At 67.7% G+C, this 14,880-nt stretch carries 17 protein-coding genes; 10 read left to right on the forward strand and 7 right to left on the reverse strand.

Annotated features, from left to right (window positions below; all coding sequences use genetic code 11):
• Nucleotides 1-51: 51 nt before the first annotated feature.
• Nucleotides 52-513, forward strand: a complete 462-nt coding sequence (locus PQS31_RS01075) for a YbaY family lipoprotein (protein ID WP_272760831.1) — start codon at nucleotides 52-54, stop codon at nucleotides 511-513.
• 13 nt (nucleotides 514-526) lie between these two features.
• Here PQS31_RS01075 and alr read toward each other — a convergent pair whose 3' ends face one another.
• From alr to PQS31_RS01105, 6 genes are all read right to left on the reverse strand, one after another.
• Nucleotides 527-1,615: an alanine racemase gene (alr, locus tag PQS31_RS01080; protein ID WP_272760832.1), complete on the reverse strand. Its 1,089-nt coding sequence runs from the start codon at nucleotides 1,613-1,615 to the stop codon at nucleotides 527-529.
• Between the two features lie 85 nt (nucleotides 1,616-1,700).
• The gene (locus tag PQS31_RS01085) at nucleotides 1,701-3,101 is read right to left on the reverse strand and encodes a replicative DNA helicase (RefSeq protein ID WP_272760833.1); all 1,401 of its coding nucleotides are present in this window, start codon (nucleotides 3,099-3,101) and stop codon (nucleotides 1,701-1,703) included.
• Nucleotides 3,102-3,348: 247 nt separating this feature from the next.
• Complete coding sequence (gene rplI / locus PQS31_RS01090) at nucleotides 3,349-3,801, reverse strand: 50S ribosomal protein L9 (protein WP_272760834.1); 453 nt, start codon at nucleotides 3,799-3,801, stop codon at nucleotides 3,349-3,351.
• A gap of 129 nt (nucleotides 3,802-3,930) precedes the next feature.
• Entirely contained in the window at nucleotides 3,931-4,161 is a 231-nt protein-coding gene (gene rpsR / locus PQS31_RS01095) for a 30S ribosomal protein S18 (protein ID WP_096208774.1), read from the reverse strand.
• 11 nt (nucleotides 4,162-4,172) lie between these two features.
• Nucleotides 4,173-4,610 (reverse strand): 30S ribosomal protein S6, encoded by a 438-nt coding sequence (rpsF, locus tag PQS31_RS01100; RefSeq protein ID WP_272760835.1) that lies wholly within the window; start codon nucleotides 4,608-4,610, stop codon nucleotides 4,173-4,175.
• Nucleotides 4,611-5,002: 392 nt separating this feature from the next.
• Complete coding sequence (locus tag PQS31_RS01105) at nucleotides 5,003-6,325, reverse strand: MFS transporter (RefSeq protein ID WP_272760836.1); 1,323 nt, start codon at nucleotides 6,323-6,325, stop codon at nucleotides 5,003-5,005.
• Nucleotides 6,326-6,510: 185 nt separating this feature from the next.
• Here PQS31_RS01105 and cyoA point away from each other — a divergent pair, with 185 nt between their 5' ends.
• The 5 genes from cyoA to PQS31_RS01130 are packed head-to-tail and all read left to right on the forward strand — an operon-like array spanning nucleotide 6,511 to nucleotide 11,582.
• Nucleotides 6,511-7,707: a ubiquinol oxidase subunit II gene (gene cyoA, locus PQS31_RS01110; protein WP_272760837.1), complete on the forward strand. Its 1,197-nt coding sequence runs from the start codon at nucleotides 6,511-6,513 to the stop codon at nucleotides 7,705-7,707.
• A 45-nt stretch (nucleotides 7,708-7,752) separates the two neighbouring features.
• The gene (gene cyoB / locus PQS31_RS01115) at nucleotides 7,753-9,765 is read left to right on the forward strand and encodes a cytochrome o ubiquinol oxidase subunit I (RefSeq protein WP_272760838.1); all 2,013 of its coding nucleotides are present in this window, start codon (nucleotides 7,753-7,755) and stop codon (nucleotides 9,763-9,765) included.
• Nucleotides 9,766-9,767: 2 nt separating this feature from the next.
• Nucleotides 9,768-10,418, forward strand: a complete 651-nt coding sequence (gene cyoC, locus PQS31_RS01120) for a cytochrome o ubiquinol oxidase subunit III (RefSeq protein ID WP_272760839.1) — start codon at nucleotides 9,768-9,770, stop codon at nucleotides 10,416-10,418.
• Complete coding sequence (gene cyoD, locus PQS31_RS01125) at nucleotides 10,415-10,822, forward strand: cytochrome o ubiquinol oxidase subunit IV (RefSeq protein WP_272760840.1); 408 nt, start codon at nucleotides 10,415-10,417, stop codon at nucleotides 10,820-10,822. Before cyoC ends, cyoD begins: the two co-directional genes overlap by 4 nt.
• Before the next feature lie 16 nt (nucleotides 10,823-10,838).
• Nucleotides 10,839-11,582, forward strand: a complete 744-nt coding sequence (locus PQS31_RS01130; RefSeq protein ID WP_272760841.1) for an SURF1 family protein — start codon at nucleotides 10,839-10,841, stop codon at nucleotides 11,580-11,582.
• Nucleotides 11,583-11,622: 40 nt separating this feature from the next.
• Here PQS31_RS01130 and PQS31_RS01135 read toward each other — a convergent pair whose 3' ends face one another.
• On the reverse strand, nucleotides 11,623-11,964 hold the full coding sequence (locus PQS31_RS01135) for an iron-sulfur cluster assembly accessory protein (protein ID WP_272760842.1): 342 nt from the start codon (nucleotides 11,962-11,964) through the stop codon (nucleotides 11,623-11,625).
• A gap of 122 nt (nucleotides 11,965-12,086) precedes the next feature.
• Between PQS31_RS01135 and asnS the strand changes: the two genes are divergently transcribed.
• From asnS to PQS31_RS01155, 4 genes are all read left to right on the forward strand, one after another.
• Complete coding sequence (gene asnS / locus PQS31_RS01140; RefSeq protein ID WP_272760843.1) at nucleotides 12,087-13,484, forward strand: asparagine--tRNA ligase; 1,398 nt, start codon at nucleotides 12,087-12,089, stop codon at nucleotides 13,482-13,484.
• A 132-nt stretch (nucleotides 13,485-13,616) separates the two neighbouring features.
• The gene (locus PQS31_RS01145; RefSeq protein ID WP_272760844.1) at nucleotides 13,617-13,919 is read left to right on the forward strand and encodes a hypothetical protein; all 303 of its coding nucleotides are present in this window, start codon (nucleotides 13,617-13,619) and stop codon (nucleotides 13,917-13,919) included.
• Nucleotides 13,920-13,935: 16 nt separating this feature from the next.
• Nucleotides 13,936-14,235 (forward strand): hypothetical protein, encoded by a 300-nt coding sequence (locus PQS31_RS01150; protein WP_272760845.1) that lies wholly within the window; start codon nucleotides 13,936-13,938, stop codon nucleotides 14,233-14,235.
• A 5-nt stretch (nucleotides 14,236-14,240) separates the two neighbouring features.
• Nucleotides 14,241-14,879 carry an FMN-binding negative transcriptional regulator gene (locus tag PQS31_RS01155; protein WP_272760846.1) on the forward strand — a complete coding sequence of 213 codons (639 nt, stop codon included), beginning with the start codon at nucleotides 14,241-14,243 and terminating at the stop codon, nucleotides 14,877-14,879.
• The last annotated feature ends 1 nt before the right edge of the window (nucleotide 14,880 follow it).

Below are 14,880 nucleotides of genomic sequence, written 5' to 3' on the forward strand. Positions count from 1 at the left end.
GCGCCCGTGTCGGGCGCATGCTGAGCCCACGTTCGAGACCGGAGACCCACGATGCCCGTCGCCCTGTTCCGCGCCTGCATGGCACCGATGCTGGCCGCCCTCGCGCTGGCCGCCTGCCAGACCACCGCGCCCGCTGCCCCGGAGTCCACCGTGATCCCCGAGACCGAAGCCCGCGTCCGCATCCAGGGCGAAGCCGTGTATTTCGAGAAGATTCTGATGCCCGAGGGGTCGCGCCTGCGGGTGCAGCTGGTCGACAACCAGCATGCCGATACCCCACGGGCGGTCTTGTCCGAGGCGGTGACCACCGTGGGCAACGGCCCCTACGAGTTCGCGATCGACGTCGCGCGTGGACAGCTGCGCGACGGTGGTCGGTACGGCCTGCACGTGTCGGTGTCGATGCCGGACGGCGCGCTGCGCTTCGTCACCGACACCCGCGTGCCGGTGACGATCGCCGCCGACAGCGTGGACGTGCACGTCGGACGCGTCCGCCTGCGCCACGTCCAGCCGGACTGAGCGTCCGCCGCTCTCAGGCGTTGACGAAGCGCACCCGGCGCGTGATGCCGCAGGTCAGCGCATACGAAATCGTGCCCGCCGCCTCGGCCACGGTTTCCACCGGCAACGCCGGCCCCCACAGGGTGACCGGGTCGCCGGCGCGCACGCCGTCGACGCCGCGCAGGTCGATCGTCATCAGGTCCATCGACACCCGGCCGACCACCGACGCGGCGTGGCCGTTGACCAGTACCGGCGTGCCGGCGGGTGCGAGGCGCGGATACCCATCGCCGTAGCCGACCGCGGCCACGCCCAGCAGGAGGTCTTCGGGCGCCTCCCAGGTGGCGGAATAGCCCACGCGATCGCCTTTGCGCAGCGGGTTCACGGCGAGCAGGCGCGTCTCGAACGTCATCGCCGGACGCAGGCCGAACTCGGCACCGGGACGACCGGCGACGACCGACATCCCGTACAGGGCGCCCCCGGGGCGGATCCAGTCGCCGTGGGACTCGCTCCAGCCGAGCACCGCCGCCGAATTGGCCAGCGAGCGCGGTCCGGGCAGATCGGCGGTCGCCGCCGCGAACGCCCGCAGCTGGGCCGGTGTCTGCGCCCCGCTGCGTGCATGGGGATCGAACTCGTCCGAACTGGCGAAGTGGGTCATCAGCACGATGTCGCCGTGCACGCCGCGCGCCGCGCGCAGGCGCGCGTGCACCTCGCGCACATGCTCGGGCGGAAAGCCCAGCCGGTGCATGCCGGTATCGATCTTCAGCCACACCCGGATCGGTGCGCCATCGGTCTGCTCCAGCAGCTCGAGCTGGGCCGCGTGATGCACGATGGCCTCGGCGCGCAGGCCGCGCAGCAGATCGAGATCGGCCTCGCTGTCGAATCCGGACAGCACCAGAATGGGCTGCTCGAGTCCCGCCGCGCGGATACGCGCCGCATCCTCGATCGCCGCGACCCCGAATGCATCGGCCTCGTGCAGCGCGCGGGCCGCGGTCTCGAGTCCGTGGCCGTAACCGTCGGCCTTGACCATCGCCATCAGCCGCCGACCGGGCGCGCGGGCACGCATCACGCCCAGGTTGTGGCGCAGCGCATCGGTATGGATGGTGGCGGTGATCGGACGGGCCATGCGCGGCAACACGAGGACGACGGGTGACGCCGCCTATTCTGCCTGCGCCCCGCCCGCGCCGGTACCGCCGGCGCGACGTCCGGACCTACTCGAAGCTGCCGATCGAATCGTGCGACAGGTTGTCGAAGCGGGTGTACTCGCCGAAGAACTTCAGCTTCACCGAGCCGGTCGGACCGCTACGCTGCTTGCCGATGATGATCTCGGCCAGGCCTTTGTCCGGCGACGTGTCCTTGTTGTAGTAGTCGTCGCGGTAGATGAAGATGATGATGTCGGCGTCCTGCTCGATCGCGCCCGATTCGCGCAGGTCCGCCATCACCGGGCGCTTGTCGGCACGCGTTTCCAGCGAGCGGTTGAGCTGCGACAGCGCGATCACCGGCACGTTGAGCTCCTTGGCCAGCCCCTTGAGCGAACGCGAGATCTCGGAGATTTCGGTGGCGCGGTTCTCGCTGTTGCCCGGCACCGACATCAGCTGCAGGTAGTCGATGACGATCAGACCGAGATCGTGCTCGCGCTTCAGGCGTCGGCACTTGGCGCGCAGCACGTCGGGGCCGAGGCCCGGCGTGTCGTCGATGAAGATCTTGGTCTCCTTGAGCATGCGGATCGCACTGCTCACCCGGCTCCAGTCCTCGTCCTCGAGCTGACCGGTGCGCAGCCGCGTGGCATTGACGCGGCCGTTGGACGAGATCAGGCGCAGCGCGAGCTGGCTGGCCGACATTTCCATCGAGAACACGCCGACCGCCTTCTTGGTCTTGATCGCGGCGTACTCGGCGATGTTCAGCGCGAAGGTCGTCTTGCCCATCGCCGGACGCGCGGCCAGGATGATCAGGTCCGTCGGCTGCAGGCCGGCGGTCATCTCGTCGAATTCGGTATAGCCGGTGGGCAGGCCGGTCACGCCGCCGCCGTTGTTGTAGCGCGTCTGCAGCACATCGAAGGCGTCGGCCATCGCCTTGTTGATCGCGGTGAAGTCGCTGCGCCCCTGGGCGCCGGCCTCGGCGATCTTGAACACCTGCTGCTCGGCCTTGGCGAGGATCTCGCTGCTGTCGCGGCCGTCGGGCTGGAAGCCGTCGTTGACGATCTCGGTGCCGACGTCGATCAGCTGACGCAGGATCGCCTTGTCGCGCACGATCTCGGCATAGGCGCGAATGTTCGCCGCCGAGGGCGTGGTACTGGCCAGTTCGCCGAGGTAGGCGCCACCGGCGACGAGTTCGGACAGGCCGTTCGATTCGAACCACTCGCCCAGCGTCACCGCATCGAACGGCTTGCTCTTTTCCGCCAGTTCCTGGATCGCGGTGTAGATCTTCTGGTGGTCGCGGCGATAGAAATCCTCCGGGACCAGCAGATCGGCGATGCGGTCGTAGGCGTCGGGCACCAGCATCAGGCCGCCGAGCACCGCCTGCTCGGCTTCGACCGATTGCGGCGGAATGCGCAGCTGCTCGACGCGCGCGTCGGCGCGGTGTTCGTTGCGGTAGTCGGGACGTGCGGACATGACGGGATTCGCTGGAACGGCCGCGCTTGCGCGCGCGACCCTCGATGCTAGTGCGACGGCCTGTGGACAGGCGACCCCACAAGCTGTGGATAACACCGGATGCTGCGCGCGCCGCGTCGCGCCGCCTGCGACCCGCGCCGGCCCTCGGCGCAACGCCGTGCGGATACGGCCGGCCGGGGGCCGTGGCCCGCCAAACGGAAACGGGCGCCCTGGGGCGCCCGTTCCTGGAAGCCTGGATCCGCAGGGATCAGGCGACCTCACCCTCGATCACGACCTTCACCGTGGTCTCGGCGTCGGCGTGCAGATGGATGACCACGTCGTACTCGCCGGTGTTGCGGAACGCGCCTTCACCCAGCACGACTTCCGACTTCTCGACCGGCGCGACGGCCTTGGTCAGGGCGTCGGCGATTTCGCGCGGGCCGACCGAACCGTAGAGCTTGCCTTCGGTCGATGCGTTGGCGTAGATCGTCACGCTCGCGCCTTCGAGCTTCGCCAGACGGCCCTGGGCCTCGTCGAGCTGGGCCTGGGCCTTGGCTTCGTACTCGGCGCGGCGCGCTTCGAACTCGGCGACGTTGGCCGCGGTGGCCGGCACGGCCTTGCCCTGCGGCACGAGGTAATTGCGGCCGTAGCCCGGCTTGACGCTGACCTTGTCGCCCAGGTTGCCGAGGTTGGTGACCTTCTGCAGGAGAATCAGTTGCATGGTAGTGCTCCGTATTCGTTAGCGGCGCGCCTGGTCGGCCCGCCGCAACGCGTGCTGTCCGAATCGGACGGATGGTTCAACGCGGGGAACGGACCGGCTGCGCGCCGAGGCGGCCGCCGGCCAACCGGTTCAGACGTTGTGGTTGTCGGTGTACGGGATCAGCGCCAGGAAGCGTGCGCGCTTGACGGCCGTGGCCAGCTGACGCTGGTAACGCGACTTGGTGCCGGTGATGCGGCTCGGCACGATCTTGCCGTTCTCGGTGAGGTTCTGGCGCAGGGTGTTGAGATCCTTGTAATCGATCTCCTTGACGCCCTCGGCGGTGAACTTGCAGAACTTGCGGCGGCGGAAGAACTTGGACATGGGCGTGATCCTCAGGCGGCTTCGGCGGAATCGGACTTGTCGGCGGCGCCCTCGGCGTCACCGCCGGTGCTCTCGCCTTCGTCGTCGCGGCGACGACGGTCGCTACGCTCGGGCTTGTCGCCCTTGTCGTCCTTGTTCTTCATGATCAGCGACTGCTCGGTGTCGGCCTCGTCGCGGCGGACCACCAGGTGACGCAGCACCGCGTCGTTGAAGCGGAACGCTTCGACGAGCTCGTCGAGGCCGGCCTGGCCGACTTCGATGTTGAACAGCACGTAGTGAGCCTTGACCAGGTTGTTGATCGGGTAGGCCAGCTGGCGGCGACCCCAGTCCTCGAGACGATGGATGGTGCCCTCGGCGCCCTCGATCATCGACTTGTAGCGCTCGATCATCGCCGGGACCTGCTCGCTCTGGTCCGGGTGGACCAGGAACACAACTTCGTAATGACGCATTGTGGTTTCCTTTCGGATATCGACCGCGCCTGCCGGCGACGGTCCGGATAGCCCCCCGTCGCGATCGCGTGGTGGGGCAAGGGGCTCCCTCGGCGCCTGGGCGCAGGGAGCCGGGCATTCTCACAGAACGCCCGCGCCGCGGCAAGTGCGGCGGACGGGTGCGACATTCGGTCACAGCGCGGCCCGCGCCACGCCGTGATGAAATCGGCGCCGGGCCGGGACACCTGCTGCGCAGGGCGCCCCTCCGCGCCGACCGGCCTCCCGGCGCTCACCGCCCTGCCCCGTCCATCCGCCGCCCGAGCGCGGCGCAACGAAGACCCGACGTGCCGACCGCCGCTTTCATCCTGCCACGCCACGCACGCCCCACCGGGACGGCGCGGCGTGGCGTCCGCTCAGCGGACGGTTTCCAGCGTGCGGCTGAAGCCGAGCGCCGCGAGCGTCACGACCGCGCCGGACAGCAGGTAATAGCCGACGTAGGCCAGGCCGAATTCGCTGCACAGCCACAGGGCCACCAGCGGGGCGAAGCCCGCGCCCAGCAGCCAGGCGATGTCCGAGGTGACCGCCGCGCCGGTGTAGCGGTAGATGCTCTCGAAGCGCGAGGCGATCGCGTTGCTGGCCTGCCCCAGCGACAAGCCGAGCAGCGCGAAGCCGACGACGACGTAGGTCGTGCGACCGGCCGTCGTGTCGGACCCGAGCAGCGGCGCGGCGGCGAAGCTGAAGAGCGCGATCAGCACGGCCGCGATGGCCAGCTGGCCGCGACGCCCGAGCCGGTCGGCCAGCAGGCCCGATGCCATGATGCCCAGACCGCCGACGATCGCGCCCAGGAACAGGCTGCCGAGGAAGTCCGCGGCGTTGTGGTCGGTGAACAGCGTCGCCCAGCTCAGCGGGAAGATCGTGACCAGGTGGAACATGGCGTAGGTCGCCAGCGGGATCAGCGCACCGAGGAACACCTGGCGGGGATGCGTGCGGATCGTCTCGAACACGCGGCGCGGCTGGAGCTCGCGCTCCTTGAACAGCTGCACGAACTCGGGCGTGATCACCAGGCGCAGGCGTGCGAACAGCGCGACCACGTTCAAGGCGAGCGCGACGAAGAACGGGAAGCGCCAGCCCCAGGCCATGAAGTCCTCCGGGCTCAGCGCCCGCACGAAGACGAAGAAGAAACCGCACGCCAGTGCGAAGCCGATCGCGGCGCCGAGCTGCGGCACCATGGCGTACCAGCCGCGACGCTCCTGCGGCGCGCTGAGCGACAACAGCGACGGCAGGCCGTCCCAGGCGCCGCCCCAGCCCAGGCCCTGGCCGAAGCGGAAGACCGCCAGCAGCACCGGCGCCAGCATGCCGGCCTGGGCGTAGCTGGGCAGGAAGGCGATCGCCATCGTCGAGCCGCACAGCAGGAACAGGGCGGCGGTGAGCTTGGTCGCGCGGCCGAAGTTGCGGTCGATCGCCATGAAGACCAGCGAGCCGATCGGACGGGCGATGAAGGCGAGCGAGAAGATCGCGAACGACTTGAGGGTCGCCTGGACGGGGTCGCTGTCGGCGAAGAACAGGTACGGGAACACCAGCACCGAGGCGATGCCGTAGACGAAGAAGTCGAAGAATTCCGACGTCCGGCCCATGACCACGGGGAACGCGATCTTGCCCGGGGAGACCTCGATCTCGTCGCGGGTCTCGGGCGCGTCATCCAGCCCGGTGGTGGCTTGCTCTTCGGCTCGGCTCATACGCGCGCTCTCTCTCCGGTCGGTTTATGGGGGATAATAGGCCCCGCGTTGCATTGTGAACCCGAAACGACCCCGCCGAGCAAGACGCACAGCCGCACGGTCGATCCGGTTCCCTCCACACTAGCTCCGGCGCCGTGGCGCCGTCGTCAACTCGTCTGCCCTTCCCCCTTGTCGTCGATCACCCAATGAAATCCACACTACGAGCCCTCGCGCTGCTGTCGGCCGCCGTCCTGCTGTCGGGATGCGAATGGACCGTCATGCGCCCCGCCGGCGACATTGCGATCCAGCAGCGCGACCTGATCGTGCTGTCCACGGTCCTGATGCTGCTGATCATCGTCCCGGTGATCTTCCTGACGTTCTTCTTCGCCTGGAAGTACCGCGCGTCGAACACCGAGGCCGAGTACGCGCCCGACTGGCATCACTCCACGCGTCTGGAGCTGATCATCTGGTCGGCGCCGCTGGCGATCATCCTGGTGCTCGGTACGGTGACCTGGATCGCGACCCACAAGCTGGATCCGTACCGGCCGCTGGACCGTATCGATGCCAACACCCCGATTCCGGAAGGCGTCGAGCCGCTGGTGGTCGAGGTGGTCGCGCTGGACTGGAAGTGGCTGTTCCTCTACCCCGAGCAGGGCATCGCGACGGTCAACGAGCTCGCCGCCCCGGTCAACGTGCCGATCCAGTTCAAGATCACGTCCTCGTCGATGATGAACTCGTTCTTCATTCCCGCGCTGGCCGGCCAGATCTACGCCATGACGGGCATGGAGACCAAGCTGCACGCGGTCATCAACCAGGAAGGCGTCTACAAGGGCTTTTCCGGCAACTACAGCGGCGACGGCTTCTCGCACATGCGCTTCGACTTCCACGGCATGAGCCAGGACGGGTTCGACGCCTGGGTGGAGAAGGTCCGCGCCGAGGGCGTGGCCTTCGGCCGCGACGAGTACCTCGAACTCGAGAAGCCCTCCGAGCGCGAGCCGGCCCGCTACTTCTCGGACGTCGATCCGGCGCTGTACGAGGCCATCCTCAACATGTGCGTCGCCCCGGGCACGATGTGCGTGCACGAGATGGCGCATATCGACAGCCTCGGCGGCGGTGGCGTCGACAGCACCGAGAACTATGCGCGCCTGCGCTACGACAACCGCCGTGCGAACCAGCCGTCCGAAGCGCCGGGCGCGACGTTCCCCGAGACGGGCCGTGACGCGCGCGACACCGAGCCGCAGGGCTTCGAGCCGCGTCCGGTCTCGCCGGAGGACACGATCCCGCAGCCGACCGAAGAGCTCGACATCGACGAAGGCACCGAGCCGATGCGCCCGTCCCAGACGTCCGGCTCCCAGGGCGCGCCGGGCAAGGCCGACGCCGACGCCGAGGCGGAACGGCGCTGACCCGCCCTTCCGCACTTCACGACACAAGTACCAGGCAGGAACCCCATGTCCGCACCCCAGGACCAGATCCACTCACCGGTATTCGGGCGACTCTCGCTCGACGCGCTGGCCATCCTCCACGACCCGATCATCCTCGTGACCTTCATCGGCACGGTGCTCGGCGGCATCGCGATGCTGCTGCTGATCACCAAGTACCGCCTGTGGGGCTACCTCTGGAAGGAATGGTTCACCAGCATCGACCACAAGAAGATCGGGATCATGTACTGCATCCTCGGTCTGGTGATGCTGCTGCGCGGCTTCGCCGACGCGGTGATGATGCGCGCGCACCAGGCCATGGCCGCCAGCGGCAGCGAGGGCTTCCTGCCGCCGCACCACTACGATCAGATCTTCACCGCCCACGGCGTGATCATGATCTTCTTCGTGGCCATGCCGCTGGTGACGGGGCTGATGAACTACATCGTGCCGCTGCAGATCGGCGCGCGTGACGTCTCGTTCCCGTTCCTCAACAACTTCAGCTTCTGGATGACCGCCGCGGGCGCGACGCTGATCATGATCTCGCTGTTCGTCGGCGAGTTCGCGCGTACCGGCTGGCTGGCGTATCCCCCGTTGTCGGGCGCCGACTACAGTCCAGGCACCGGCATGGACTACTACCTGTGGGGCCTGCAGGTCGCGGGCGTCGGCACCACGCTGTCGGGCATCAACCTGATCGTCACCATCGTCAAGATGCGTGCGCCGGGCATGAAGCTGATGCGCATGCCGATCTTCACCTGGACCTCGCTCTGCACCAACATCCTGATCGTCGCCTCGTTCCCCATCCTCACGGCAACGCTCGCGCTGCTGACGATGGACCGCTACGTGGGCACGAATTTCTTCACGAACGATCTCGGCGGCAGCCCGATGATGTACGTGAACCTGATCTGGATCTGGGGCCACCCGGAGGTCTACATCCTGATCCTGCCCGCATTCGGCATCTTCTCCGAGGTCGTGGCGACGTACTGCGGCAAGCGGCTGTTCGGCTACACGTCGATGGTCTACGCCACCGCGGTGATCACGATCCTCTCGTACCTGGTTTGGCTGCACCACTTCTTCACGATGGGCTCGGGCGCCAGCGTCAACGCGTTCTTCGGCATCACGACGATGATCATCTCGATCCCGACGGGCGCGAAGATCTTCAACTGGCTGTTCACCATGTACAAGGGACGCATCCGCTTCGATGTGCCGATGCTGTGGACGGTCGGGTTCATGTTCACCTTCGTCATCGGTGGCATGACCGGCGTGCTGCTCGCGGTGCCGCCGGCGGACTTCGTGCTGCACAACAGCCTGTTCCTGGTCGCGCACTTCCACAACGTGATCATCGGCGGCGTGGTCTTCGGCCTGTTCGCCGGCATGGTCTACTGGTTCCCCAAGGCCTTCGGCTTCAAGCTCGACGAGTTCTGGGGCAAGGTGTCGTTCTGGTGCTGGCTGATCGGCTTCTGGATCGCGTTCACCCCGCTCTACATCCTCGGTCTGATGGGCGTCACCCGCCGCCTGAGCCAGTTCGAGGACACCTCGCTGTCGGTGCTGTTCATCGTCCCGGCCGTGGGCGTGGCGCTGATCGCGATGGGCATCGCGGCGTTCCTGCTGTCGATCGTGGTGGCCGTGCGCAACCGCAAGAAGCTGCGCGACGTCACCGGCGATCCGTGGAACGGCCGCACCCTGGAATGGGCCACCTCGTCGCCGCCGCCGGCCTACAACTTCGCGTTCACCCCGGTGGTCCATGAGATCGACGCGTGGTCGGACATGAAGCGGCACGGCTACCAGCGCCCGACCAGCGGCTTCGTGCCGATCCACATGCCCAAGAACACCGGCGCCGGTGTGGTGCTGTCGGCGATCAGCGTGGCCCTCGGCTTCGCGCTGGTCTGGCACATCTGGTGGATGGCGGGCGCGTCGCTGGTGGCGCTGATCGTCGCGACGATCTGGCACACCTTCAACTACGACCGCGACTACTACATCCCGGCCGAGGACGTGATCGCGACCGAGGACGAACGCACGCGTCAGCTGGCGCAGCAGGCACTCTGAACATGGCACAGACGATTTCCACCACCGACTCCGCCGAGCGCGTGTATCACGTCATCGACGACCCGCACGCGCACGACGACGGGCATGCGCATCATCCTGAAACCGGAACCAATCTCGGGTTCTGGATCTACCTGATGAGCGACTGCCTGATCTTCGCGATCCTGTTCGCTGTCCACGCCGTGCTCGGCCGCAACTACGCGGCCGGCCCCTCGCCGGCCGACCTGTTCGACCTGAAGCTGATCCTGATCGCGACGTTCATGCTGCTGTTCTCGTCGATCACCTACGGCTTCGCGATGCTCAACTCGTACAAGAACAACATCAACCGGACGATCGGCTGGTTGCTGGTGACCGGCCTGTTCGGCCTGGCGTTCCTGGGCATCGAGATCTACGAGTTCCAGCACCTCGTGCATCTGGAGGCGACGCCGCAGCGCAGCGCGTTCCTGTCGTCGTTCTTCACCCTGGTCGGCACCCACGGCCTGCACGTGACCTTCGGCCTGATCTGGCTGGTGACGCTGGTCGTGCAGCTCAGGAAGCACGGCCTCATCGAAGCCAACCGCCGCCGCCTGATGTGCCTGTCGATGTTCTGGCACTTCCTGGATGTGATCTGGATCGGCGTGTTCTCGTATGTCTATCTGATGGGAGTCGTGGGATGAGCCACACCACCACCAACCAAACCGCCGCCGCGCGCGCCAACGACCATGCCCACGAGCCGGCGCACGACGGCCACAGCCACGGCAGCCTGCGCGATTACGTGACCGGCTTCGTGCTGTCGGTGATCCTCACCGTGATTCCGTTCTGGCTGGTCATGGGCGAGGTGCTGGAGAGCCGCACCTGGACGGTCGCACTGATCATGCTCTTCGGCGCCGTGCAGATCGTGGTCCACATGGTCTACTTCCTGCACATGAACCGGAAATCCGAAGGCGGCTGGATCCTCTCGTCGCTGCTGTTCACCGGGATCATCATCGTCATCGCGCTCGCCGGCTCGTTGTGGGTCATGCATCACCTCAACACCAACATGATGCCGATGTCGCCGGAGCAGATGCGCGTCGCCCCCTGACGCGCGGCCTGCCGTGGTGGAGAACCACGCCCCCGCCCGCCCGCGGCGCCCGCTGTTCCGCTGGGCGCTGCTGGCCTTCTTCTTGGTCTCGGCCGCGGGCTTCGTCGCCCTCGGCGTATGGCAGGTGGACCGCCTGGGCTGGAAGCGCGATCTGATCGCACGCGTCGATGCACGCGTGCACGCCGACCCGGTGGCTCCGCCCGCCGCGTCGGCCTGGAACGGCTTCGATGCGGCGGAGGACGAGTACCGCCGCGTGCAGCTGCGCGGGCGTTTCCTGCACAGCCAGGAAGTGGCGGTCTATGCCTCGACCGAACTCGGTCCGGGCTATTGGATCATGACCCCGCTGGTCACCGGCGACGGCACCGTGTGGATCAACCGCGGCTACGTCGATAACGCGCACCGCCGTGCGGATACGCGCGCGCGGGTCTCGGAAGACGACGTCATCTCGGTGACCGGCCTGTTGCGGCAGCCGGATCGCGCGCACCTGTTCCTGCGCGACAACGTGCCGGACGAAGACCGCTGGTATCTGCGGGTTCCCGCCGAGATGTCGGCCGCGCGCAGCGTGCCGCAACCGGTTGCGCCGTTCTTCGTCGACGCCCAGGACCGGATCGACACCGGCAACTGGCCGGTGCCGGGTCTGACCGTGATCCGCTTCCCGGACAACCATCTCAGCTATGCGCTGACCTGGTTCGGCATGGCAGTGCTCGCGCTGCTGGCCGCAGGCTTCGTGCTGCGCAGCGAGTTCCGACGCGGCCGCTGATCCGGCCGCGGTGCGCGCCGGTCACGGCGCATCCGGTGAATCAGAGCGCCTTGGCGGCGTCCGTGGTGAAGCTCTCGCCGCAGCCGCACTCGGCCGCCGCATTCGGATTGCGGAACACGAACTCCTGGTTCAGTCCCTTTTGCGCGAAGTCGATCTCGGTGCCGTCGACCATCGGCAGGCTCTGCGCATCGACGTAGATGCGCACGCCGTCCTGCTCGCTCACCACGTCGCCCGGCTGCTCGTCATGTGCCAGATCCACCACGTAGCCCCAGCCCGAGCATCCGGTCCGGGTGACGCCGAAGCGCAGGCCCAGTGCCTCCGGGCTGGAGGCGAGGAACCGGCGGGCGCGTTCGAGGGCAGCGGGAGCAAGTGCGATGGCCATGGGATGCAGTGTACTCCTGGGTTCGACAGCGCCAGCTGAGCGCGGGGTCCGCCCTTCCAGCGCGCGGCGGCGCGGTTAGACTGTGCGGCCCATCATCGGTCCGGATTTCCGGGATTCAAGGCATGACCACGACCAGCGTCCAGCAGGCCCTTGCCGGCCACATTCCCGAAGGCGGTGACGTCACCGTGCGTGGCTGGGTCCGCACCCGGCGCGATTCCAAGGCCGGCCTGAGCTTCGTCAACGTCAGCGACGGGTCGTGCTTCGCGCCGATCCAGGTGGTGGTGCCCGATGCACTGGCCAACTACGAATCCGAAGTGAAGCGGCTGACCGCGGGCTGCTCGGTGATCGCCACCGGCACCCTGGTGAAGTCGCAGGGCCAGGGCCAGAGCTTCGAGATCCAGGCCGCGTCGCTCGAGGTCGTGGGCTGGGTCGAGGACCCGGAGACCTATCCGATCCAGCCCAAGGCGCACTCGCTGGAGTTCCTGCGCGAGGTCGCGCACCTGCGTCCGCGCACCAACCTGTTCGGCGCGGTCACGCGCATCCGCCACTGCCTGGCGCAGGCCGCGCACCGTTATTTCCACGAGAACGGCTATTACTGGATCAACACGCCGATCGTGACCACGTCCGACGCCGAGGGCGCGGGCCAGATGTTCCGCATCTCGACGCTGGACCTGGCGAATCTGCCGATGCGCGAGGGCAAGGTCGATTTCTCCCGCGATTTCTTCGGCAAGGAAGCGTTCCTCACCGTGTCCGGCCAGCTCAACGTCGAGGCGTTCTGCCTGGCCATGAGCAAGGTCTACACCTTCGGTCCGACCTTCCGCGCCGAGAACAGCCACACCACGCGCCATCTGGCCGAGTTCTGGATGATCGAGCCGGAGATCGCGTTCGCCGATCTGGCCGAGAACGCGCGCATCTCGGAGGAATTCCTCAAGTACCTGTTCCGCGCCGTGCTCGACGAGCGCGCCGACGACATGGCGTTCATTGCCGAGCGCGTGCAGAAGGACGCGATCACGCGCCTGGAAGGCTTCATCAACGCACCGTTCGAGCGCATCGAATACACCGAGGCGGTGTCGCTGCTGCAGAAGTCCGGCCACAGGTTCGAGTTCCCGGTCGAGTGGGGCCTGGACCTGCAGACCGAGCACGAGCGCTGGCTGACCGAGCAGCACGTCGGCCGCCCGGTCGTGGTGACCAACTATCCCGAGCACATCAAGGCGTTCTACATGCGCCTCAACGACGACGGCCGGACCGTCGCGGCGATGGACGTGCTGGCCCCGGGCATCGGCGAGATCATCGGCGGCGCGCAGCGCGAGGAACGTCTCGACGTGCTCGACGCGCGCATGGACCAGTTCGGGCTCGACCGCGAGCACTACGGCTGGTACCGCGACTTCCGCAGGTACGGCACCGTGCCGCATGCCGGCTTCGGTCTCGGCTTCGAACGCCTGATCGTCTACGTCTGCGGCCTGTCCAACATCCGCGACGCGATCCCGTACCCGCGCGCGCCGGGGCAAGCGGAGTACTGAAGGGCCGTCATTGGTGATTCGGGATTCGTGATTCGGAAGAGCGGATCCCCGATGTCAGCGAGGACAGTGGCGCAGGAGGTGTGACTTGCTTGTTCGAATCACCAATCACCAATCCCCAATCACGGCTCTCCATTGACCCTCTTTCTCGCCCTGTGCTTCTTCGGCGTCGCGATCGGCGGGTTCACCGCCTTCGTGATCTTCTGGCCGTTGTCGCTGGTGCACCTGCGCGACCGGCATCCGCCGGTGCGCGCGCGGCTGGGGGCGAACGCCTTCATGAGTCCGGCCGCCCTGGCGTGGCTGCTCGCGGGCCGGTATTACGAAGTCCCGGACCGGCAGTTCACCGGGCTGGCGACGCCGGCCCGCATTTCGCTGATGGTGATCCTCGGTGCGCTCGCGGCGTCGGCCGTGCTGTGGCTGTGGTCGATCGCCCCCTGATACGAGGAGCTCCTGCATGACACGCGATGAATGGTGGCTGGCGAGTCTCGGCCGCACCGTGATCTGGGCGCGCCTGCGCGTGCTCGACGCCGGCACGGCCGAAGTCTTCGACAGCGACGGCAACACCCTGCCCTACGACAGCGAGGACACCGCCCGCGCGATGCTGATGGACGCGGAGTTCGTCGCCTTCGACGGCCTCGACGAGGAGGATGCGCGGGCGCGCGGCTTCTCGCTCGGCGAGATCGCGCCGCCCCGGGCCGAGGACGACGCGCGGCTGCGCGAACGCATGGTGCAGGCGCTCGGCGCGCGCGCCTGAGTGCGATGGCGACGCCCCGCGCCTTCGTCGATCCGGACCCGGCACGCCTCGACGCGCTGCTGGACGCGCACCCGTTCGTCACCGTGATCACGGTGCGCGACGGCGCACCGGATGCCAGCCATGTGCCGGTGCTCGCGCGTCGCGAGGCCGGAGATCTGCTGCTCGAAGGCCATTGGGGGCGCGCCAATCCCCAGGCCCACGACGGTGACGAGGCGCTGATCCTCGTGCACGGCCCGCACGCCTACGTATCGGCGAGCTGGTATCCGGACAAAGCCGAGCGCGCACGCGTGCCGACCTGGAACTACGTCGTGGCCCATCTGCGCGGACGCCTCGAGCGTTTCGACGACGAGGCCGCGCTGGGCGACCTCGTCGCGCGCACGGCCGAGCGCCTCGAGGCCGGGGTCGGCGGCGACTGGCGCTACGATCACGCGGATCCGCGCGAGCGCACGCAGCTGCGCGGCATCGTCGGCTTCCGCTTCCGCGTGCATGCCGCCGAACTGACCTGCAAGCTCAGCCAGAACCATCCCGAGGCGAACCGCGCGGCCGTCGTGAACGCCCTCGAGGCGCGCGCGGACGACGACGCGCACGCGATCGCCGCGTTGATGCGCGACGGGCCGAGCGCCCTCCACCCACGGGAGCCCTGAG

Origin of the sequence: Luteimonas sp. BLCC-B24 (assembly GCF_028550595.1) — a bacterium.
In the GTDB taxonomy this organism is placed as follows: Bacteria; Pseudomonadota; Gammaproteobacteria; order Xanthomonadales; family Xanthomonadaceae; genus Luteimonas.

Excerpts from the sequence above, each read along its gene's own strand:
- cyoB (WP_272760838.1), top strand. The coding sequence starts at position 7,753 with ATGTCCGCACCCCAGGACCAGATCCACTCACCGGTATTCGGGCGACTC.
- asnS (WP_272760843.1), top strand. The coding sequence starts at position 12,087 with ATGACCACGACCAGCGTCCAGCAGGCCCTTGCCGGCCACATTCCCGAA.
- rplI (WP_272760834.1), bottom strand. The coding sequence starts at position 3,801 with ATGCAACTGATTCTCCTGCAGAAGGTCACCAACCTCGGCAACCTGGGC.
- cyoA (WP_272760837.1), top strand. The coding sequence starts at position 6,511 with ATGAAATCCACACTACGAGCCCTCGCGCTGCTGTCGGCCGCCGTCCTG.
- PQS31_RS01085 (WP_272760833.1), bottom strand. The coding sequence starts at position 3,101 with ATGTCCGCACGTCCCGACTACCGCAACGAACACCGCGCCGACGCGCGC.
- PQS31_RS01150 (WP_272760845.1), top strand. The coding sequence starts at position 13,936 with ATGACACGCGATGAATGGTGGCTGGCGAGTCTCGGCCGCACCGTGATC.
- PQS31_RS01105 (WP_272760836.1), bottom strand. The coding sequence starts at position 6,325 with ATGAGCCGAGCCGAAGAGCAAGCCACCACCGGGCTGGATGACGCGCCC.
- alr (WP_272760832.1), bottom strand. The coding sequence starts at position 1,615 with ATGGCCCGTCCGATCACCGCCACCATCCATACCGATGCGCTGCGCCAC.
- cyoD (WP_272760840.1), top strand. The coding sequence starts at position 10,415 with ATGAGCCACACCACCACCAACCAAACCGCCGCCGCGCGCGCCAACGAC.
- PQS31_RS01135 (WP_272760842.1), bottom strand. The coding sequence starts at position 11,964 with ATGGCCATCGCACTTGCTCCCGCTGCCCTCGAACGCGCCCGCCGGTTC.
- rpsR (WP_096208774.1), bottom strand. The coding sequence starts at position 4,161 with ATGTCCAAGTTCTTCCGCCGCCGCAAGTTCTGCAAGTTCACCGCCGAG.
- PQS31_RS01155 (WP_272760846.1), top strand. The coding sequence starts at position 14,241 with ATGGCGACGCCCCGCGCCTTCGTCGATCCGGACCCGGCACGCCTCGAC.
- rpsF (WP_272760835.1), bottom strand. The coding sequence starts at position 4,610 with ATGCGTCATTACGAAGTTGTGTTCCTGGTCCACCCGGACCAGAGCGAG.
- PQS31_RS01075 (WP_272760831.1), top strand. The coding sequence starts at position 52 with ATGCCCGTCGCCCTGTTCCGCGCCTGCATGGCACCGATGCTGGCCGCC.
- cyoC (WP_272760839.1), top strand. The coding sequence starts at position 9,768 with ATGGCACAGACGATTTCCACCACCGACTCCGCCGAGCGCGTGTATCAC.